Genomic DNA, 21,131 nt, shown 5'->3' on the forward strand with positions numbered 1-21,131 from the left:
GCGGGGCGGCCCGGGGAGGATTGATGTTCGACGAAAAGGCGACGCCGCGGCGTCTGGAAAGTTATGTCGCGGGCGCGTGGCGCCGGAGCGAGGGCGCGCTGAGGCCGCTTCATCACGCGGCCACGGGGCAGGTCGTGGCCGAGATCGGGGCTGAGGGGCTCGATATGGCGGCCGCACTCGCCTGGGGCCGGGACGTGGGCGGGCCCGCGCTGCGCCGTCATACGCTGCACGAGCGCGCGCTGATGCTGAAGAAGATCGGCCTCGCGCTCATGGAGGGCAAAGAGGCCTTCTATACCGAGAATTTCTGGACCGGCGCCACGCGCCGCGACGGCTGGCCCGACATCGATGGCGGCATCGGCACGATGCTGACCTTCGCCTCCCGCGCGCGGCGCGAGTTTCCGAACGCGCATGTCATCCCCGAAGGACCCGTGGAGGCGCTGTCGGGCGATAACACCTTCTCCGCCCAGCATATTCTGACCCCGCGCCGGGGCGTCGCAATCCATATCAACGCGTTCAACTTCCCGGTCTGGGGCATGCTCGAAAAGATCGCGCCAAGCCTGATCGCGGGCATGCCCTGTCTGGTGAAGCCGGGCTCGCAGACCGCCTATCTGACCGAAAGGGTGGTGCGCGCGATCCTCGACATGGGCGTGCTGCCGGACGGCGCGCTGCAGCTCGTCTGCGGCTCCGTGGGCGATCTGCTTGATCACGTGGAGGGGCAGGACGTGGTGACCTTCACCGGCTCCGCCGCGACGGGGCGCAAGCTGAAGGCGCATCCGGCGATCGTCGAGAACGCGGTGCCCTTCACCATGGAGGCCGACAGCCTGAACGCCGCGATCCTGGGGCCCGATGCGGGACCGGACAGCCCGGAATTCGATCTCTTCATCCGCGAGGTTGTGCGCGAGATGAGCGGCAAGGCGGGCCAGAAATGCACGGCCATCCGCCGGGTGATCGTGCCGCGCGCCGTGGAGGATGCGGTCGCCGCGGCCCTGTCGGCGCGGCTGTCGGCGCTGACCATCGGTTTGCCCGAGGACGACGCGACGCGGATGGGCGCGCTGGCCTCGCTCGAGGACCGCGCGACGGTGCGCGACCGGATCGCCGCCTTGCAGGCCGAGACCGAGATCGTCGCGGGCGATCCCGACGAGGTGACGCTGGCGTCGGGCGATGCGGAGCGGGGCGCCTTCATGGCCCCGGTCCTGCTGCGCGCATCCGATCCCATGGGCGGCCACGCGATCCACGAGGTGGAGGCCTTCGGCCCGGTCGCGACCCTGATGAGTTACGGCGATGCGGAGGAGGCGGTGGCGCTGGCGGCCCGCGGCAAGGGCTCGCTCGTCTCCTCGCTTTTCACCAACGATGCCGCGATCGCCGCCGAGGTGGTTGGCGGCCTCGCGCCCTATCACGGCCGCGTGCTGATCGGCAGCCGGACCTCTGCCAAGTCCTCGACGGGCCACGGATCGCCGCTGGCGCCGCTGGTCCATGGCGGCCCGGGCCGCGCGGGCGGGGGCGAAGAGATGGGCGGCATGCGCGGCGTGAAGCACTTCATGATGCGCAGCGCGGTTCAGGGCGAGCCGGGGCTTCTGACCGCGGTCACGGGCGAATGGAGCGCGGGCGCGCCCGCGCGCGAAGACGTGCATCCCTTCCGCAAGTCCCTGAAAGAGCTGGCGCTCGGTGACCGGATCACCGCGGGCCCGCGCGAGGTCACAGAGGCGGATGTGGCGCATTTCGCCGCCTTCACCGGCGACACCTTCTACGCGCATATGGACAGCGACGCGGCCCGCGCGAACCCCTTCTTCGACGACCGGGTGGCGCATGGCTACCTGATCCTGTCCTTCGCGGCGGGCCTCTTCGTCGATCCCGATCCCGGGCCGGTTCTGGCCAATTACGGGGTCGACAACCTGCGCTTCCGGACGCCCGTCTATTTCGGCGACGCGCTGAGCGTGCAGCTGACCTGCAAGGCGATCAATCCGCGCGCGGAGGCCGATCACGGCGAGGTGCGCTGGGACGCGGTCGTCACCAATCAGACGGGCGCGGTGGTGGCCGAATACGACGTGCTGACCATGGTCGCGAAAAGCTAGGGCGGGGCCGCATTCCGACGCGGAATGCGGGGCGAAATCCGGCGCGGATTTCGATTGCGGCGGCGTTTGCGGCGCCACATCCGCCCTCCGCGCGCGCCCGGATTGCGCGTCGCGATCGGGCCCGCAATCGGCGCCCGATTGCGTTACCCGAGCCGGGACACCCCGCCCAGCATCAGCTCCGTGGCCAGCCGGGCGTAATCGCGGCGGCTGAGCGGTCCGTCGTCGCGAAACCACAGATAGGCCCAGTTGAGCATGCCGAGCAGCGACATGGTCACGGCGGGCAGGGGCGGCGCGTCGCCGTCCCCGAGACCCGGCGCGATCTGGGACAGGACCGCCGAGAACCGTCCGACGATCCGCCGTTCGATCGCGCGCAGGGCAGCGCGCTGATCCGCCGACAGGGCGGGGCCCGCATTGATCTGCACCTTGTGCTGATCGTCGGCGCCGCGATAGGCCTCGAGCATGGTCGCGACCAGCGTCTCGAGCCGCGCATCGGGCGGCGCCTCCGCATCGGTCGCCGCGGCAAGCGCGGCATCCAGCGCCGCGAGGTGATCGTGGATGATCGCGAAGATCAGCGCCGATTTCGACGGATAATAATGATAGAGCAGGGACTTGGAGACACCGGCCTCGCGCGCGATCTCGGCCATGGAGGCCTTCTCCATGCCCTGCGCGGCGAAGACCCGCGCGGCAACCAGCAGCAGCCCATGGCGCTTTTCCTCGAAATCCTGCGCGCGGGGGCGGGCCATGACTCAGACGCCGCGATTGTCGACGACGCGCCTGGCCTTGCCTTCCGAGCGCGCGACGCCGCCCGGGGTCGCGACGCGGATCTCCGCCGTCACGCCGATGACCGACTTGATATGCTGCGCAAGCTCGCGTGCGGAGGTGGCGCGGCCCGTCTCGTCGGCGGCCTGCGGCAGCGCCTCGGCATGCACGACCATCGCGTCCATGCGCCCCGCGCGCACGAGCTCGATCTGGAAATGCGGCGCGAGGCCCCGGCATTTGAAGAGCTGTTCCTCGATCTGGGTCGGGAAGATGTTCACGCCGCGCAGGATGATCATGTCGTCCGAGCGGCCGGTGACCTTTTCCATCCGCCGCATGCTGCGCGCCGTGCCGGGCAGAAGCCGGGTCAGGTCGCGGGTGCGGTAGCGCACCATCGGCAGGCCTTCCTTGGTCAGCGTGGTGAAGACCAGCTCGCCCATCTCGCCATCGGGCAGCACCGCGCCGGTCTCGGGGTCGATCACCTCGGGGTAGAAGTGATCCTCCCAGATATGCAGCCCGTCCTTGGTCTCGACGCACTCATTGGCGACACCCGGCCCGATGATCTCCGACAGGCCGTAGATATCGACCGCGTGCATGTCGAAGGCCTCCTCGATCTCGCGGCGCATGGCGTCGGTCCAGGGCTCGGCGCCGAAGATGCCCACATCGAGCGAGGTGTCGCGCGGGTCGATGCCCGCGGCGCGGAACGCATCGAGAATGGACAGCAGATAGGAGGGCGTGACCATGATGATCTGCGGTTTGAAATCCTGGATCAGCATGACCTGCCGTTCGGTCATGCCGCCCGAGACCGGGACCACCGTGCAGCCCAGCTTCTCCGCCCCGTAATGCGCCCCGAGCCCGCCGGTAAAAAGCCCGTAGCCATAGGCGATATGGGCCACGTCCCCCGCCTTGCCGCCCGAGGCCCGGATCGAGCGGGCGACCACGTCCGCCCAGACCTCGAGGTCGTTGCGGGTATAGCCCACGACGGTCGGCTTTCCGGTGGTGCCCGAGGAAGCGTGCAGCCGCGCGATCCGGTCCCGCGGCACGGCCAGCATGCCGAAGGGATAGGTGTCGCGCAGGTCCTGCTTGGTGGTGAAGGGGAATTTCGCGAGATCGGCGAGGCTGCGGAAATCGTCGGGATGCACGCCCGCCGCGTCGAACTTCGCCCGGTAGAAGGGCGCGTTGTCATAGGCGTGCCGCAAGGAGCGGTCGAGCCGCGCGATCTGCAGCGCTTCGATCTCGTCGCGGCTGGCGATCTCGATCGGATCGAGGCTGTCGCGGGGCGGGGTCAGGTCCTTCATGTCGTTCCTCCCTTGGAAACCTCGCGCGGCAGGAGCGGCTTGCCGAGGCTGCGCGACTGGCCGCGGAACTCCGCGATCACGGTGCCGTCCGCATTGGTGACGCGCACATCGTAGAGCCCGGAGCGCCCGGGCCGGGCAACCTCGCGGGCGGTCGCAGTGAGCCGCTCGCCGAGACGGCCCGGCGCGAGATAGGTGATCTGGTTCGATTGCGCGACAGTGACGTTGTCATAGCCGTTGCAGGCAAAGGCGAAGGCGCTGTCCGCGAGGGTGAAGATGAAGCCGCCATGGGCGATGCCGTGCCCGTTCACCATCGCCTGGGTGATCTCCATCGAGAGCGTGGCACAGCCCGGTGCGACGGCGTCGATGCGCATGCCGAGCCCGCGGCTGGCATGATCCTCGGCCCACATGGCCGCCGCGCAGGCCTCGGCCAGCGCCTGGGGCTCCGTGTCGGTCATGGCTTGTCCTCCCTCGGTTGCGGGAGAGTAATTAAACCGTCCGGTCGGTCAATGAATTTTTGGCGGGCGCGTTTCGGGGCGGCGGATCGCGGCCGGGGGCCGCGCTGGAGGCGCTGCCTCCAGACCTCCGGAGGTATTTCCGGTCCGATCGTGATGGGGGCCTGCGCCTTCGTGCGATCCGTGCGGGATCGGGGACGCGGCGGCTACATCTCCAGCGCCAGCTCGCGGCAGCCAGTCGCCAGAAGCGACGCCACATGTGGTGCGAAGGAGCGCCAGACATCCATGCGGAAGGAATGCGCCTCGTCCCGCCACAGCACCACGCCCTGTCCGTCGAACACCGTCCGGCGGCCCTGGCCCACACCGATGCCGTCGAGGTCGCGGGGCAGGCTGAGGGAGAGCAGGTCGCAGGCCCCGGGCCCGTCGATGGCGAAGGTCACTTCGCGGTCTGAAAGTTCCACGAGGCTGTGCGGCGCCGCATCATAGGCTGCCGCGCAATCCGCGGCGATGCCGGCCGCGTCGCCTTCGAGCGCGGTGAGCACCCATTCGTCGGGGCCGAGACGCAGCGCCTCGCGGCTTCGGGCATGCGCGCGATGGCCGATGGTCTCGGGCAGCGGCAGGTCCAGAACCCGCGCCAGCGTCGCCCGCGACGCGGGTTTGCAGCGCAGGGAAAACCGCGCGACCGGCGCGATCAGCGTCACGCGCGCAGCGGCGCTTTCGGCAAGGAGGCCGGGCGCGAAATCGGGAGAAAGGGCGAGTTCGGTCATGGTATCCTCCGCCGTCACAGCTTCAGCCGGGTGTTGTCGGGATCGTAGAATACGGTGCCCGTTACCTTGGCCGCGATAATGCGGTCGGGCATTGGGATATGGACGATCTCGCCCATCAGGTCGTGCCCGCCCGCCAGCAGCGCGAGGGCGATGGGGCGGCCCATGGCGACGCTGTCATAGGACGAGGTCACATGGCCCACCATGGTCATCGGCACCGCCTCTTTCGGATCGCGCACGATCTGCGCGCCTTCCTCGAGCTTGCTGTGATCCTCGGTCAGCAGGCCCACCAGCTGCTTGCGCCCGGGTGCCACGAGGTCGGGCCGGGCCAGACCGCGCTTGCCGACGAAATCGGGCTTGGCCTTGCCCACCGCCCAGCCGATCCCCGCATCATAGGGCGTGACCGTGCCGTCGGTGTCCTGGCCCACGATGATATAGCCCTTCTCGGCGCGCAGGACGTGCATCGTCTCGGTGCCGTAGGGGCAGATGTCGTATTGCGCGCCGGCGTCCATCAGCGTCTCCCAGAGGGCGCGGCCATGGCGGGCGGGCACGTTGACCTCGAAGCCCAACTCGCCGGTGAAGCTGATCCGGAAGAGCCGCGCGGGCAGGCCCGCGATCGTGCATTCGGCGACGGACATGTGCGGGAAGGCCTCGTCCGAAAGGTCGAGCCCTTCGGTCAGCGGCTCCAGCAGCTTGCGCGCATTGGGGCCGTTGAGCGCGATGGTCGCCCATTGCTCGGTCGTGGAGGTCAGCCAGACCTGCAGGTCGCCCCATTCGGTCTGGAGGTAATCCTCCATCATGTTCAGAACCCGCGCCGCCCCGCCGGTCGTCGTCGTGACGTGGAAGCGGTCCTGCGACATCCGGCCTATGACGCCGTCGTCGCGGATGAAGCCGTCATCGCCCAAGAGCAGGCCGTAGCGCGCGCGGCCCGGCGCGAGCTTGGTCCAGGGGTTGGTATACATGCGATTCATGAACTCGACCGCATCCGGTCCCACCACCTCGATCTTGCCGAGGGTGGAGGCGTCGAAGATGCCGAGGCTTTCCCGCGTGGCGCGGCATTCGCGGGCGACGGCCTGATCCATGTCCTCGCCGTTTTGCGGGAAGTACCAGGCGCGGCGCCAGAGGCTGACGGGCTCGTAGACCGCGCCGTTTTTCTCGGCCCAGCCGTCGATGGGGGTCTTGCGGGTGACCTCGAAATGGCCGCCCTTGTGGTAGCCCGCGAAGGCCCCGAAAGTCGTGGGCGTGTAGGGCGGGCGGAACGTGGTCAGGCCCACCTGCGGCTGCGGTTTGCCCAATGCATCAGCTGCGATGTTCAATCCGTTGATATTGGACATCTTTCCCTGATCTGTCGCCATGCCGTTCGTGGTGTAGCGCTTGACATGCTCGATGGAGCGCATGCCCTCGCGCACCGCAAGGCGCAGGTCCTTGGCGGTCACGTCGTTCTGGTAATCGACGAAGGCCCGCGCGCTGGAGGGGCTGCGATCCGTGGGCAATTCGATCTGCGTGACACCGGTGCCGGTGCGGTCATGGGTGACGCCGAGCGTGGGCGTCGCGCCGCTTTTGCCGAGCGCCTCGGCTGCCGCCGCGCCCATGGCAAAGCCGTCATTGAGCGCGGCCTCGATGCCCCAGAGCCCACGGCCCGCGCCCGCGATCTGGCAGGCCTCGGTCTTCACGTCGGGCAGGAAGGCGGTCAGGTCGTCGTTCCAGGCGAGCTTGCCCATCGTGTGGGAAAAGAGGTGTAAGGACGGCGTCCAACCCCCTGACATCAGGACACAATCGCAGAAGATGCGACGGCCGAACGCGGCCTTCCCATCCCTCATTCGGTTGATGCGGATCGACTTCACGCGCAGACGGCCATCGGTGCCGGAGACCGAGTGGTTCAGATGCATCTCGATGCCGCGCGCCGCGGCGGCCTCGACCAGGTCGGCGCGCAGATCGGCGCGGGTGTCGACGATGGCGGCGATCTCGCAGCCCTCGTCATGCAGGTCGAAGGACGCATACCAGGCGCTGTCATGGCTTGTGGCGACCACTGCGCGCTTGCCGACAAGCACCCCGTAGCGGTGCAGATAGGTCTGTGCCGCGCCCGCCAGCATCACGCCGGGCCGGTCGTTGCCGTCGAAGACGAGCGGTTTCTCGAGCGCCCCCTGCGCCAGGATCACCTGGCCCGCGCGTACCCGCCACATCCGCTCTCGCGGCATGTCCGGGTCGGGCGCGTCGAGATGGTCGGTCAGCTTTTCACAGAGCGCGACCATGTTCTGATGGTAATAGCCGATGGCCGTGGTCCGCGTCATGACCCGCACGCCGAGTGCCTTGAGTTCCGCCAGCTGCGCTTCGAGCCAGTCCCAGGCGGGCGCGCCGTCGATCACCGCCTGCGGCTCGCTCAGAAGCGTGCCGCCGGCCTCGGCGTTCTCGTCGACGAGGGTCACGCGCAGACCGGTCCGCGCCGCCGAAAGTGCCGCCGCGATGCCCGCAGGACCCGTGCCCACGACCAGCACGTCGGTGTGATGGTAGCGGGACGCGTAATGGTCGGGATCGCGTTCCGTGGGCGATCTGCCCAAGCCTGCCGCCTCGCGGATGAAGGGCTCGTAGACCTTGTCCCAGAAGGACTTCGGCCACATGAAGGTCTTGTAGTAGAACCCTGCGCTGAACAGCATATAGGCCGCATCGTTCACCGCGCCGAGATCGAATTTCAGCGACGGATAGGTGTTCTGGCTGTTGGTCTTCAGGCCCGGATAGATCTCCTGCACCGTGGCGCGGGTGTTGGGCTCGTAGCGGCCCGTGCCGCGCTTGGTGCCGATGAGCGCGTTGGGCTCTTCGGAGCCCGCCGAGACCGGGCCGCGCGGCCGGTGATACTTGAACGACCGGCCCATCAGGTGAACGCCGTTCGCGAGCAGGGCCGAGGCCACGGTATCGCCGCGGCGGCCCTCATAGGTCTTGCCGTCGAAGGTGAAGCTGACCGGTGCGCGGTGGTCGATCCGGCCCTTGCCGTAGACGCGGTAGGGGTTCATGCGCTGCGCTCCGTATCGTCGAGGACGGGACGCGGTTCGCCCGCCTTGTAGGTGGTCAGGAACTTGTCCGAGACGGTGTGGCGCAGCGCGTTGAAGAAACGCCCGCAGCCATGGACATGCTGCCAGCGTTCCGCATGCACGCCTTTGACGTTGTCACGGATAAAAAGGAAATCGCGCCATTCCTCGTCGGTCTGCGACGACGGATCCGCGGCGCGCACCACATGGGCCTGCCCGGCATAGGCGAATTCCAGCTCCGGCAGGGTTTCGTCGCAATAAGGGCAATGAATCAAGAGCATATCGGGCTTCCTTAATGTGCGACCGCGGCCGCGGCGGCCTCGTCGATGAGGCGACCGGTGGTGAACCGCTCCAGCGTGAAGGGCGCGTTGATGCGGTGTGGCTCGTCCTTGGCGACGGTCCAGGCCAGCGTGTGCGCGGCGCCCGGCGTGGCCTTGAACCCGCCCGTTCCCCAGCCGCAATTGACGTACAATCCCTGCACCGGCGTCTTGCCGAGGATGGCCGAACGGTCGGGCGTCACATCGACGATCCCGCCCCATTTCCTGAGCATCCGCATGCGGTTGAAGATCGGGAAAACCTCGCAGATCGCCGCGACCGTGTGCTCGATCAAGGGCAGGCCGCCGCGCTGGGAATAGCTGGTATACTGGTCCGTGCCGGAGCCGATCACCAGCTCACCCTTGTCGGACTGGCTGATATAGGCGTGCACGGTGTTCGACATCACTACGCAGGGGAAGATGGGCTTCACCGGCTCGGACACCAGCGCCTGCAGCGGGTAGCTTTCGAGCGGCATGCGCACGCCCGCACTGTCCATCAGGACGCTGGTGTGGCCAGCCGCGGAGACCGCGACCTTCTTGGCGCGGATGAAGCCGCGCGCGGTCTCCACGCCCTCGACCGCGCCGTCGGCACCCCGCCGGATCGCCGTCACCGGGCAGTTCTGAATGATGTCGACGCCGCGTGCGGCCGCGCCGCGCGCATAGCCCCAGGCCACCGCGTCGTGCCGTGCGGTGCCCGCGCGCTTTTGCAGGGCCGCGCCCATCACCGGATAGCGCGCATCGGGCCGGATGTTGAGCGGCGGGCAGTAGTCCTTGGCCTGCTCGGGCGTGAGCCAGCGGTTGTCGACGCCGTTCAGGCGGTTGGCGTGGATATGCCGCTTGAAGCTTTGGACGTCATGAACGTTATGGGCCAGCATCATCACGCCGCGCTGCGAGAACATGACGTTGTAATTGAGCTCCTGGCTCAGCCCCTCCCACAGATCGAGCGCGTGATCGTAAAGCCGCGCGCTTTCGTCATAAAGGTAGTTCGAGCGGATGATCGTGGTGTTCCGGCCGGTATTGCCGCCGCCGAGCCAGCCCTTGTCGATCACCGCGACATTGGTGATGCCGTGCTCCTTCGCGAGGTAATAGGCGGCCCCCAGACCGTGGCCACCCGCGCCGACGATGATGACGTCGTATTCATCCTTGGGCTGGCTGTCGGGCCATTGCTCCGTCCAGTTCTTGTTGCCGGAGACGGCGTTCTTCAGAAGCGACAGGGCGGAGAATCGGGTCATGGGCGGGGCCTCGCGCGACGGGGTGATCCTCTCCGCTCTAGACGAGGCGCGCAGGCGGGGACTGGAGAAATGCGACGCATCGGTTGTAGCATCGCGACATGCAGACCACCGATTCCAAGCTTCGCCCCCCATCGCGCCCACCGACGCGCCGCCTGCGCGTGGGGTTCCTGCTGGCCGACCGCTTCACGCTGTCGGCTTTCGCCAATTTCGTCGACGTGTTGCGGCTGGCGGCGGACGATGCAGATCGCTCGCGGCCGATTCTGTGCGACTGGGCGGTGTTGTCGCAGGACATGGCGCCGGTGCGCTCCTCCTGCGCGGTCAAGGTGCAGCCCGACATGCGCCTGCGCGCGGCGCCGCGCTTCGACTATATCGCGGTCGTGGGCGGGCTGATGGGCGAGGGCCGCGCGCTCGACCCCAAGGCTGTCGATTTCCTGCGCGCGCAGGCCGCGGCGGGCGTGCCGCTGATCGGGCTTTGCACCGGCGTGTTCATCCTGCACGAGGCCGGGCTCCTCGATGGTTACCGCGCCTGCGTGAACTGGTTCCATTACGATGAATTCGTTGCACGATTCGCTGGCGCGCAGCCCGTCTCGGACCAGATCTTCGTCGTCGATCGCGACCGGCTGACCTGTTCGGGCGGGCAAAGCACCGCGCATCTGGCCGCGCATCTGGTGGAGCGCCATGTGGGCCATTCGGCGGCGACGAAAAGCCTCTCGATCATGATCATCGACGAGGCCAAGAGCGGCGAGCGCCCGCAGCCGGGCCTGCCATCGCGCCGGGAGGCCTCCGACCCGGTGGTGCGGCGCGCGCTCCTCAGGATGCAACAGCATCTCGAGACGCCGGAGACCGTCCCGGAGATCGCCGCCGCGCTCGAGATCGGGCGGCGCAGTCTCGAACGGCGTTTCCGGCAGGATCTGGGTGTCTCGCCGTCCCGTGCGGGCCTCGAGATGCGGCTCGATCACGCCCGCGGCCTGTTGCGCCGCACCGGTGCCAGCGTGACCGATATCGCGCTCGCCTCGGGATTCTGCGACGCGCCCCACCTGATTCGCGCCTTCAAGGCGGAATGGGGCGCGACGCCCGCTGAATTTCGTTCCAAATCAATCGACTGACCTCACCCTGTCCGGGAAATCTTGGGTCGAGGATTCAGGTCTTCACCGATTCTTAAGGTCGCGTGCGGATAGTTCCGGCAGTCGCCTTGGACGGACTTCGGCCGCGTCCGGGCAGTGGTCGGTCGCGCATGCTTCGGCTGTGCGGCGGTAATTTGATTTGGGAACGTCTGAGCATGAATGGAACTGCCTTCACCTCCGCGCTGAGCGCCGTCAATCTGCCCGCCGGGGCCACCAACGGGGCCGAGGCGCCGCTCCACATCCTGGTGCTCGACGATCTGGAAGCCGATCGCGCGCGCCTGCGGCGGTTGTGCCGCAAGGCCGGCCTCGAATTTGTCCTGCACGAGGTCAGCGATCTCGCGGGGATGCGGGACCTGCTTGATCGGCAGGAAATCGACATCGCCTTTCTCGACTACCACCTCGAAATGCATACCGGGCTCGATGCGCTGAAGCTGCTGATCGGCCACGAGGATCAGGTCAACGCGATCCCGATCATGATCACCTCGGTCGACCGGCACGACATCGCGGTTGAGGCCATGCGCAAGGGCTGCGCGGATTACCTCACGAAAGAGGAATTGAGCGTCGATGCCCTGCGCAAATCGGTGACCTCGGCCTTCGAGCGGCGCCTGCTGATCGCCGCGCTGGGCGAGGCGCAATCGTCCCGGTCCGAGATGCATCTGTCGATCCTGCGCTTCGCGCGGACCTGCGGGCCGCAGATCCGCGAGGTTCTCGGATCGACTCTGATGCAGGTGCGGGCCCTGAAGCGCGCCCAGGCGACCGATGCGCAGGTCCGCGAAACGCTGATGGTGCTCGAGCAATCTTGCGGGGACATCTTCGCCTTCCTCGACGACGTGCAAAGCCTGATGGACGATCAGACGCGGCGGCGCGCCGAACAGGTGCTCGCGGCTCCGGTCGTCCACGACACTTGACGTCGATGATCGCGGCCTCCGCCCTGCCGCGCCCGGGGCTCCGGTTTTCTCTGCGCGGAAAGATCGTCGCGCTCGTGGTGGGATTGGTGCTCGTCTCCACGGTGATGATGTCGCTGAATTCCTACAACAAGGCGCGCGACCGCGAGCTTCTGATCGCGCTTCAGGGCATCGACGCGGTCGCCGCGTCGGGCGCCAGAAGCCTCGAGCGGGTGCTCGACCAGATGGTCAGCGATGCCCGCATCCTGGCCGATCTCGCCCCGGTGCCGTACCTGATTGCGCCGGCCGGGGCGGGGGATGCCGTAACGGACCGCCAAGGGATCACCGCTGATCTCTGGCGGTCGCGCCTCTCGGAGGTCTTCGTCAACGTGATCGAGAAACGGCCTCATTACACGCATGTGCGCTTGATCGGGCGTAGGGATGCGTGGCGCGTCGTCGCCCGCGTCAACCAGACCGAACGCGGTGCGGCGATCGTTGCGGCGCAGACGCTGCAATCGACGGGGCGCGCACCCTATATCGCGTTGTTGCGTGAAGAGACGAGGACCAACGGGTTCTTCGCGCGCGTCACGGACCAAATCGAGTCCGGCTTCGTGACCTCCGGCCCGACCCTGCGCTACGTCCAGCCGGTGACCGACGCGGCGGGTCGCCTCATGGGCGCGATCGTGATCAACGCCGATTATGCCGCCGTTCTGCGCGCCGCGAACCTGCCGCTGCAGCCCGGCACGCGCGTGACCGTCGTGAATGGTTCCGGAGACACCATGATCCTCACCCCCGAAACCCCGCACCCGCGCCTGCTTCGTGCAAACCGCGCTGCGGCGCCGCAGCAAGGACCGGCTTCGGCGGGTCATGCCTCCGTGGGCGACGAGCGCCGGATCGCCGGCACACCCGACGGCATCGTCCTCTCCAAGATCATTCGCGCTCCGGAGGACGAGCGCCGCTTCGCCTTGCGCGCTGAGACCGAAACATCGACCGCCACGCTCCTGCAAAGAGCGCAGAGCCAATTGCGCCACAACCTTCTGACCTCGGCGCTCATGGTGGCCAGCAGCGGGCTCATCGCGCTTGTCGCCGGTATGCGCCTGACGGATCCGCTCGTCTCCCTGCACCGGCGGATCGCGTCGGGCCAGACCGCGCCGGAAGCCACCGCGCGCTTCTATCAGAACCGCGACGAGATCGGCGATCTGGCGCGCGCATTCTCCTCCCTTTTTGAAGAGCTGATGCGCAAGACCCGGCACGCCATGGCCATCTTCGAAAACGCGGCCATCGCCATCGTGGTGATCGATCGGCACGGCAGGCTGGCGGATGTGAACCCCGCGGCCTGCGCGCTCTTCGGTCGACCGGCGGAGCGCATGGTCGGCTTGCCCTTGGTGGTGGTCCTGCCCGGCGCGGCGACGCATCCGGTCCTCTCGGGGCAGGGAAGAGAGCTGCCCGACGGTCCGATAGAGATGACCGGGATTGGACCTGGTGGTGCATCCGTAACGCTCGAGGTGACACTGCGGTGCGCCGATGGAGCGTCCGACGGCCAGTCGATTGCCATTCTGCGGGATGTCACCGAAATCCGCCGCGGCCAGGAAGAGGTCGCGCGGCTTCTGCTGAGGCTGCGTCAATCGAGCCAGGAACTGGATCAGTTCGCCTATGTCGCCTCGCACGATCTCAAGGCGCCGTTGCGGGTGATCGACAACGCATCGCGCTGGCTCGGCGAGGACCTCGAGCCGTACCTGACCGACGATACCCGCGAAAGCCTCGATCTTCTGCGCAGCCGCGTGCACCGGATGGAACGATTGCTCGACGATCTGCTGGCGCATTCCAGGGTCGGCCGCACCAGCATCGATACCGAGCTCGTCCGGGGCGACAAACTCATCGACGATGTCATTGCGCTGCTCGACGACAATAGCGGCATCCGGCTCGAGGTGGGCCCGGGATTCGACGCGATCGAAGTGCCGCGCATGCCGCTGACGACCGTGCTCACCAACCTTCTCAACAATGCCATCCGCCATCACGACCGGCCGCAGGGCTGCGCCAGGATCGAGGTTCGGTCGGTGGCTGATGGCAAGGAGTTCATCGTGTCCGATGACGGCCCCGGGATCGCACCGGACTATCACGACAAGATCTTCCAGATCTTCCAGACCCTGAAGCCGCGCGATCAGATGGAATCGAGCGGGATCGGACTCGCCATCGTGAAGAAATACGTCGATCTGTCCGGCGGCCGGATCACCGTGACCTCCGACGGCCCGCGCGGCACGACATTCCGTGTGTTCTGGCCGAACGCCGCATCGCTATCACGCGATGCGGAAAGGCTGGCATCGTGATGCGGGACAGGCACGGTTTGCTCAACATCATCCTGGTCGAGGATGATGACGGCGATGCCAAGGCGATCCGGCGGGCGCTCACGAAGGCGGGCATCGCCAATCCGGTGCGCCGGGTCACCGACGGGGTGGAGGCCCTGGCGCTGCTGCGGGGCGCGCAGGGTGCCGTGCCGGAGACCTTCATCATCCTGCTGGATTTGAACATGCCGCGGATGAACGGCATCGAGTTCATGGCCGAATTGCGCAGCGATCCCGCGCTGCGGCGGGCGGTCATCTTCGTCATGACCACCTCGCGCGACGATCGCGACCGCGCGGACGCCTATGATCGGCACGTCGCGGGCTACATCCTGAAAAGCAATGTGGGCGAGGACTTCCTCGATCTCGTCGGCACGCTCGATCGCTACTGGCATCTGGTGGAACTGCCCCGGATCGCGCCCCTGGAAGGAGCCTGAGGTGGGCGATTATGCCATCCTGATCGTCGACGACGACGATGGTGATCGCAAGATGATCACGCGTCTCCTCTCGAGGACCGGCCTTGGCTTGGTGATCGAGGAGGCGCGTTCGACCGAAGAGCTGAGCAGTATCGAGACCGAGCATCTCGACGCGGTCTTCCTCGACTATTTGCTGCCGGGCGCCTCCGGTCTCAACGTGCTGAGCAAGGTACGGTCGCGCTGGCCGCAGGCGGCGGTTTTCATGATCACCGGGCAGGGCGACGAGGATCTTGCGAAAAGCGCGATCCAGCTTGGGGCGGCGGATTACATCTCGAAGGCGTCGATCAACGGCGCGGCGCTGGAACGGATGCTGAAGACCGGGGTCGGTGCCGCGCGGATGCAATGGAAACTCGACGAACAGCGCCGCGACCTCGCGACCTTCTCCGAGGTGCTGGTGCACGATTTCAAGGCTCCGATCCGCGCGGTCAATTACCTTGTCGAGCAGATCGCCGAGGATATCGAGGCCGGGCAGATGGAGGATGTCCAGGAAAGCCTGCGGCTTCTGCAGAAATCCTCGCGTCACATGCTGGAGACGATCAAGAGCCTGTCCGACCATATCCGCTTCGACCGCGAGGAAGTCTTCACCGACATCGCCGGCAGCGACCTGATCGACCAGGCGCTGAACGCGCTGTCCCAGGACCTCGCCGAAGCGGGCGCGGTGATCGATCTCGATCAGGTCGACGCCACGTCCCGGATCTATTGTCGCGCACCGCAGATCGCCCAGGTGCTGCAGAACCTCATCGCGAACGCCACCAAGTTCTCTCGCGACGGGCCGCCGGAGATTTCCCTGCGCCTCGAAAGCGGTCCGAACGGGCATCTCTTCGAAGTGTCCGATCGCGGGATCGGCATTGCGAAGGACCAGACCGAACGCATCTTCGAACCGTTCAAGCGCGCGCCGGGGACCACCGGGATCGCCGGGACCGGGCTTGGCCTCGCCACCTGCAAGAAGGTCGTGCTGCGCCATGGCGGCCGGATCTGGTGCCGTTCCGAACCCGGCAAGGGCACGCAGATCGCGTTCGAATTGCCCTACGGCCCTGGCTGCGCGGCGGAGGACCGCTCGCGCGTCGGCTGACCTTTGTCAGCGCCGCCGCGGCGGCGTATCGCCGCCCCGGGCCTTTGCCCGCGCCGAGCCGCGCCGCTTTCCCATGGGCTGGGACGGATCCGCCGCGCCGGCGCGCGCGGTTCCGGCCGGTTTGGCGGCCTTGGACTTTGCGAATTTCGACTTCGCCGGGCCATGCGCCGACTTGGCGTCCTTGCGCGGCGCGCGCTGGTCCTCATGCGACGTTCGCGCGCCTTTGGAGGCCGGAGCCCGCCCGGCGCCCGGCTTCGCATCGGCCTTTTGCGATGCGGCACTTTCGGATGCTCCGCGCGCAGAAGACGGGGCCTTGGCATCTTTTCGCGAGGCGCGTGCGTCATCGTGCGAAGACGTATGCGCGCCTTTCGGGGAAGAGGTCCGCCCGGCATAAGGCTTGGGTTTTGCCCCGGGCGAGGTCGCGCCGCCCGATGCGTCCCGCGGCGCGGACGGCGCCTTGGCGCGCGGAGCGGCCGGTTTGGCGTACTCGCCGGCATCGCCCGCCGCACGGCGCGGTGCCGGGCGCTTTTCGGATGCGCGCGGCGCCTCGGCAGGGGCGGATTTGGCCGGCTTGGGCCTGCCAGGACGGGCGCTATCGGTGCGGGCCTCCTTGGCACCCGGGGCCTCCGTCCGGCGCGGACGCGCGGGCGCGGCCGGAGCACCGGACGCGGCCGCTTCGGCGGCATTCTCCATGCGGCTCGCGCGCACGTCGTTTTCCAGCACGCCGTCCGGGCCGAGCGCGGCCAGCAGGCCGGGCATCGCCGCTTCGGCGATTTCCACGCTCGTTTCCGTCTCGCCGACGCGGATCTTGCCGATCTGCTCCTTCTGCAGACCACCCGCACGGCACAGAAGCGGCAGAAGCCAGCGCGGCTCGGCCTTCTGGGCGCGTCCCACGGACAGGCGCAGCCAGGCCGACGGCCCGAACGGCGCCTTGTCCGCCGCTGGTGCGCGGGCGGGACGCGTGTTCAACTCCTCGGGCGCGGAAAGGCCTGCCCGGTAGAGCCGGAGGCACGCTACCGCAATCTGTTCGGGCGTGAAGGTCTCGCGCAGCCGTGTCGCGAACGCGGCCTCGTCCTCGGTCGCGGCCCCTGTCCAGAGCGGGTCCTCGAGGAGCCGGGCCTCGTCGCGCGCCTGGATGTCCTCGAGCGTGGGTGCGGCGATCCAATCGGCCGAGATCTTGGCCCATTTCAGCAGCCGGGCGGCCTTGTTGGCCGCGCGGTCCGGCACGATCAGCGCCGAGATGCCCTTGCGCCCCGCGCGCCCCGTCCGTCCGGAGCGATGCAGCAGCGCCTCGGTGTTCTGCGGCAGGTCCGCATGCACGACCAGTTCGAGATTGGGCAGGTCGATGCCGCGTGCGGCCACGTCGGTGGCCACGCAGACCTTTGCCCGCCCGTCGCGCAGCGCCTGCAGCGCGTGGCTGCGCTCGTCCTGGCTCAACTCACCCGAAATGCTGACCACGGACACGCCGCGATTGGCCAGCCGCGCGGTCAGCCGCGCCACCGCCGCCCGGGTATTGGCGAAGACGATCGCGGTCTGGGCATCGTGAAAGCGCAGCAGGTTCAGGATCGCGGCCTCGGCGTCGTGCTGGGCCACCTGGATCGCCTGGTAGGCGATATCGGCATGCTGGCTGCCCTTGGATTGCGTGCTGACGCGAACCGCATCGTGCTGGTAGCGCTTGGCCAGTTCGGCGATGGCGGGCGGCACCGTGGCCGAGAACATCAGCGTGCGCTTGCTCGCCGGCGTTTCGGCGAGCATGTATTCGAGGTCCTCGCGGAAGCCGAGATCGAGCATCTCGTCGGCCTCGTCGAGCACGATCGCGCGGATGTCGCCCAGTTCCAGCGCGCCGCGCATGATGTGATCGCGCAGCCGGCCCGGCGTGCCCACGACCATATGCGCGCCGCGTTCCAGCGTGCGACGCTCCTGCCGGGCATCCATGCCGCCGATGCAGGTGGCGACCTGCGCGCCGGTCTTGGCATAGAGCCATTCGAGTTCCCGCGCGACCTGCATCGCGAGTTCCCGCGTCGGCGCGACGATCAGCGCGAGGGGGGCGGCGGGCGGTCCGAAGGCGGACGCCTCCGCCAGAAGCGTGGACGCGATGGCAAGGCCGAAGCCGACCGTCTTGCCCGACCCGGTCTGCGCCGAGACGAGGAGATCGGCCGCGGCGAGTTCCGGCGCGGTCACCGCCTCCTGCACATCGGTCAGGGTGGTGTAGCCGCGCTCGCTCAGCGCTTCTGAAAGGGTCGGGATCATTGCGGAAGGTCCATCGTCTGGCGCGGCACGCAGGAGGGCAGGGCACGCGGAAAGATGACCGCATATCCGCTCCGGGCCGAACTGTCCATGCATGGGGCCATGTGCGGCGTGCATGGGCGCCATGCCCGGGTGCACGGATCGGCCGCCCGGACAGGCCGCGGAATTTTCATGACGCCTAAAATTTACCGTTTGATAAAAAAATTTTCCGTGCAAAGCTCGGCCTCAAGGATGCAAACGGAGAGAATGCATGACCGACACGCTGACCCCCGGGATCGTCGCAGGCCGCCTGAGCGCGAAGGAGATCGCGGCGAATTTCGCCGATCTGCACGCCCCGCTCGATCCGCACGAGGCCGCCGTGGCCGCGGATCGCTGCTATTTCTGCTACGACGCGCCCTGCGTCACCGCCTGCCCGACCGATATCGACATCCCGCTCTTCATTCGTCAGATCGCGACCGGTCAGGCCGAGGCGGCGGGGCACACGATCTTCGAGCAGAACATTCTCGGCGGCATGTGCGCACGGGTCTGCCCGACCGAGGATCTCTGCGAAGGCGCCTGCGTGCGGGAAATGGCCGAGGGCAAACCGGTCGAGATCGGCCGTTTGCAGCGCTACGCGACCGACGCGGTGATGGCGCGCCAGGACCATCCGTTTTCCCGCGCGGCTGCGACCGGCAAGCGGATCGCGGTGGTCGGGGCGGGCCCGGCGGGGCTCTCCTGCGCGCATGGGCTTGCCCGGCGCGGTCACGACGTCGTCGTCTACGAGGCGAAGGCCAAGCCCGGCGGGCTCAACGAATTCGGCATCGCCGCCTACAAGAGCACCGATGACTTCGCCCAGGCCGAGGTCGCCTGGCTGATGCAGATCGGCGGGATCGAGATGCGCCATGGCTGCGCGCTGGGGCGCGACGTCGCGCTGGCCGAGCTCGAGGCGGACTATGACGCGGTCTTCCTGGGGATTGGGCTCGGCGACGTGAACGCGCTCGACGTGGCCGGCGCCACGCGAGAGGGCGTTGGGGACGCGGTGGGCTTCATCGCCGATCTGCGCCAGGCCGCCGACCTGACCGCCTTGCCCGTGGGGCGCAATGTCGTGGTGATCGGCGGCGGCATGACCGCCATCGACGCCGCTGTGCAATCGAAGCTCCTCGGCGCCGAGACCGTGACCGTCGCCTATCGCCGCGGGCAGGACCGGATGGGCGCATCGCGCTACGAACAGGACCTCGCGACCTCGAAAGGAGTGCGGATCCTGTGCAATGTCTCGCCCGTGGCCATCCACGGCAATGGCGCGGCGGTGGAGATCGAGCTGGAATATACCCGGGAGGCCGGCACGGACCTGACCGGCACCGGCGAGACGATCCGGCTGCCCGCAGACCAGGTGTTCCGCGCCATCGGCCAGACGCTTGCTCCGCCGGACGGGATCGCGCGCGCCGGGACCAAGCTCAGCGTGTCGGGGCCCGGGCGGACCACGCGCGACAAGGTCTGGGCAGGCGGGGATTGCACGCCGGGCGACGACCTGACGGTCGTCGCCGTGGCCGAGGGCCGCGACGCCGCTGCCGATATTCATGCCGTCCTCATGGGCGATGCGGGCTGAGCCCGGGAAGGAGACACCTGTCATGGCCGATCTGACGACCAATTTCGTGGGCATCGAAAGCCCCAACCCCTTCTGGCTGGCCTCCGCGCCGCCGACCGACAAGGAATACAACGTGCGCCGTGCCTTCGAGGCGGGCTGGGGCGGGGTCGTCTGGAAGACGCTCGGCTCCGAGGGCCCGCCCGTCGTCAACGTGAACGGGCCGCGCTACGGGGTGGTCTACGGCGCCGATCGCCGCGTGCTCGGGCTCAACAATATCGAGCTGATCACCGATCGCCCGCTCGAGGTGAACCTCGAGGAAATGGCGCGGGTGAAGGCCGATTTTCCCGACCGGGCGCTGATCGCCTCGATCATGGTGCCCTGCGAGGAAGCCGCCTGGAAGGCGATCCTGCCGCGCGTGGCGGAAACCGGGGCCGACGGGATCGAGCTGAATTTCGGCTGCCCGCACGGCATGAGCGAGCGCGGCATGGGCTCTGCCGTGGGGCAGGTACCGGAATACATCGAAATGGTCACGCGCTGGTGCAAGACCTATTACGACAAGCCGGTGATCGTGAAGCTGACGCCCAACATCACCGATATCCGCAAGCCCGCGGCGGCGGCGCGCAATGGCGGGGCGGACGCGGTGTCCCTGATCAACACGATCAACTCGATCACGTCCGTCGATCTCGACCGGATGTGCCCTGAGCCCACGATCGACGGCAAGGGCAGCCATGGCGGCTATTGCGGCCCGGCGGTCAAGCCCATCGCGCTGTCCATGGTGTCGGAAATCGCCCGCGCCGAGGCCACGCGCGGTTTGCCGATCTCGGGCATCGGCGGCGTGACGACCTGGCGCGACGCGGCCGAGTACATGGCGCTCGGCTGCGGCAACGTCCAGGTCTGCACGGCGGCCATGACCTACGGGTTTCGCATCGTCGAGGAGATGAAGCGCGGCCTCTCCGCCTGGATGGACGAGAAAGGCTACGCCCGGACGTCGGACTTCGTGGGCATGGCCGTGCCCAACGTGACCGACTGGCAGTACCTGAACCTCAATTACGTCACCAAGGCCCGCATCGATCCCGAGGCCTGCATCCAGTGCGGTCGCTGCTACGCGGCCTGCGAAGACACGTCCCACCAGGCGATCGCGATGAAGCCCGGGCGGGTCTTCGAGGTGATCGACGCGGAATGCGTCGCCTGCAATCTCTGCGTCGACGTCTGCCCGGTCGAGAATTGCATCTCCATGGTCGAACTTGCGCCCGGGGAAACGGACCCGCGCACCGGCAAAGTAGTGGAAGAGGCTTATGCCAACTGGACGCAGCATCCGAACAATCCGATGGCGGTGAAGGCGGCCGAGTAGGTGCAGGCGGTTGTGCGCGGGTTGATCCGGCCAGGTCATGCGGAGGCATCTGTCCTTCGCATGATCGTTCTAAGCTGATGGCAGCAGATTGCGATTTCCCGGTCGAAGATTGAGATTATTAATTAATAATCTCAACACGATCTTAATTAAGATCGTGTAAGAT

General features: G+C 67.6%; 16 protein-coding genes. 8 read left to right on the forward strand and 8 right to left on the reverse strand.

Annotated elements, in window-relative coordinates:
- Positions 1 to 23: 23 nt before the first annotated feature.
- Positions 24 to 2,072 carry a phenylacetic acid degradation bifunctional protein PaaZ gene (gene paaZ, locus BW990_RS07310; protein ID WP_076446545.1) on the forward strand — a complete coding sequence of 683 codons (2,049 nt, stop codon included), beginning with the start codon at positions 24 to 26 and terminating at the stop codon, positions 2,070 to 2,072.
- A gap of 143 nt (positions 2,073 to 2,215) precedes the next feature.
- Here the strand turns inward: paaZ and BW990_RS07315 are convergent, their stop codons facing one another.
- The 7 genes from BW990_RS07315 to BW990_RS07345 all read right to left on the reverse strand — a co-directional run bounded on the left by BW990_RS07315 (position 2,216) and on the right by BW990_RS07345 (position 9,911).
- On the reverse strand, positions 2,216 to 2,815 hold the full coding sequence (locus tag BW990_RS07315) for a TetR/AcrR family transcriptional regulator (RefSeq protein WP_076446547.1): 600 nt from the start codon (positions 2,813 to 2,815) through the stop codon (positions 2,216 to 2,218).
- A gap of 3 nt (positions 2,816 to 2,818) precedes the next feature.
- The gene (gene paaK / locus BW990_RS07320; RefSeq protein ID WP_076446549.1) at positions 2,819 to 4,126 is read right to left on the reverse strand and encodes a phenylacetate--CoA ligase PaaK; all 1,308 of its coding nucleotides are present in this window, start codon (positions 4,124 to 4,126) and stop codon (positions 2,819 to 2,821) included.
- Positions 4,123 to 4,581, reverse strand: coding sequence for a hydroxyphenylacetyl-CoA thioesterase PaaI (gene paaI / locus BW990_RS07325; RefSeq protein WP_076446551.1), 459 nt, complete (start codon positions 4,579 to 4,581; stop codon positions 4,123 to 4,125). Before paaI ends, paaK begins: the two co-directional genes overlap by 4 nt.
- A gap of 203 nt (positions 4,582 to 4,784) precedes the next feature.
- Positions 4,785 to 5,345 carry a sarcosine oxidase subunit gamma gene (locus BW990_RS07330; protein WP_076446553.1) on the reverse strand — a complete coding sequence of 187 codons (561 nt, stop codon included), beginning with the start codon at positions 5,343 to 5,345 and terminating at the stop codon, positions 4,785 to 4,787.
- Between the two features lie 14 nt (positions 5,346 to 5,359).
- Positions 5,360 to 8,350 carry a sarcosine oxidase subunit alpha gene (locus tag BW990_RS07335; protein WP_076446555.1) on the reverse strand — a complete coding sequence of 997 codons (2,991 nt, stop codon included), beginning with the start codon at positions 8,348 to 8,350 and terminating at the stop codon, positions 5,360 to 5,362.
- Positions 8,347 to 8,646: a sarcosine oxidase subunit delta gene (locus tag BW990_RS07340; RefSeq protein ID WP_076446557.1), complete on the reverse strand. Its 300-nt coding sequence runs from the start codon at positions 8,644 to 8,646 to the stop codon at positions 8,347 to 8,349. The genes BW990_RS07335 and BW990_RS07340 overlap by 4 nt, the downstream gene beginning before the upstream one ends.
- 11 nt (positions 8,647 to 8,657) lie before the next feature.
- Complete coding sequence (locus BW990_RS07345; RefSeq protein WP_076446559.1) at positions 8,658 to 9,911, reverse strand: sarcosine oxidase subunit beta family protein; 1,254 nt, start codon at positions 9,909 to 9,911, stop codon at positions 8,658 to 8,660.
- A gap of 98 nt (positions 9,912 to 10,009) precedes the next feature.
- Between BW990_RS07345 and BW990_RS07350 the strand changes: the two genes are divergently transcribed.
- The 5 genes from BW990_RS07350 (at position 10,010) to BW990_RS07370 (ending at position 15,806) form a co-directional block, all read left to right on the forward strand.
- On the forward strand, positions 10,010 to 11,017 hold the full coding sequence (locus BW990_RS07350; RefSeq protein WP_076446561.1) for a GlxA family transcriptional regulator: 1,008 nt from the start codon (positions 10,010 to 10,012) through the stop codon (positions 11,015 to 11,017).
- Positions 11,018 to 11,190: 173 nt separating this feature from the next.
- Positions 11,191 to 11,943 carry a response regulator gene (locus BW990_RS07355; protein WP_083950523.1) on the forward strand — a complete coding sequence of 251 codons (753 nt, stop codon included), beginning with the start codon at positions 11,191 to 11,193 and terminating at the stop codon, positions 11,941 to 11,943.
- Positions 11,944 to 11,948: 5 nt separating this feature from the next.
- Positions 11,949 to 14,246, forward strand: a complete 2,298-nt coding sequence (locus tag BW990_RS07360; protein ID WP_076446563.1) for a sensor histidine kinase — start codon at positions 11,949 to 11,951, stop codon at positions 14,244 to 14,246.
- Positions 14,246 to 14,695 (forward strand): response regulator, encoded by a 450-nt coding sequence (locus BW990_RS07365; protein ID WP_076446565.1) that lies wholly within the window; start codon positions 14,246 to 14,248, stop codon positions 14,693 to 14,695. The genes BW990_RS07360 and BW990_RS07365 overlap by 1 nt, the downstream gene beginning before the upstream one ends.
- 1 nt (position 14,696) lies before the next feature.
- On the forward strand, positions 14,697 to 15,806 hold the full coding sequence (locus tag BW990_RS07370; RefSeq protein WP_076446567.1) for a sensor histidine kinase: 1,110 nt from the start codon (positions 14,697 to 14,699) through the stop codon (positions 15,804 to 15,806).
- A gap of 6 nt (positions 15,807 to 15,812) precedes the next feature.
- On the opposite strand, the gene BW990_RS07375 is transcribed toward BW990_RS07370, so the two are convergent.
- The gene (locus BW990_RS07375) at positions 15,813 to 18,056 is read right to left on the reverse strand and encodes a DEAD/DEAH box helicase (RefSeq protein WP_076446569.1); all 2,244 of its coding nucleotides are present in this window, start codon (positions 18,054 to 18,056) and stop codon (positions 15,813 to 15,815) included.
- Positions 18,057 to 18,303: 247 nt separating this feature from the next.
- On the opposite strand from BW990_RS07375, the gene BW990_RS07380 reads away from it, so the two are divergent.
- The gene (locus tag BW990_RS07380; RefSeq protein WP_076446571.1) at positions 18,304 to 19,638 is read left to right on the forward strand and encodes an NAD(P)-dependent oxidoreductase; all 1,335 of its coding nucleotides are present in this window, start codon (positions 18,304 to 18,306) and stop codon (positions 19,636 to 19,638) included.
- Between the two features lie 22 nt (positions 19,639 to 19,660).
- Positions 19,661 to 20,968 carry an NAD-dependent dihydropyrimidine dehydrogenase subunit PreA gene (gene preA, locus BW990_RS07385; protein ID WP_076446573.1) on the forward strand — a complete coding sequence of 436 codons (1,308 nt, stop codon included), beginning with the start codon at positions 19,661 to 19,663 and terminating at the stop codon, positions 20,966 to 20,968.
- The last annotated feature ends 163 nt before the right edge of the window (positions 20,969 to 21,131 follow it).

This window comes from Roseivivax lentus, assembly GCF_900156805.1.
In the GTDB taxonomy this organism is placed as follows: Bacteria; Pseudomonadota; Alphaproteobacteria; order Rhodobacterales; family Rhodobacteraceae; genus Roseivivax; species Roseivivax lentus.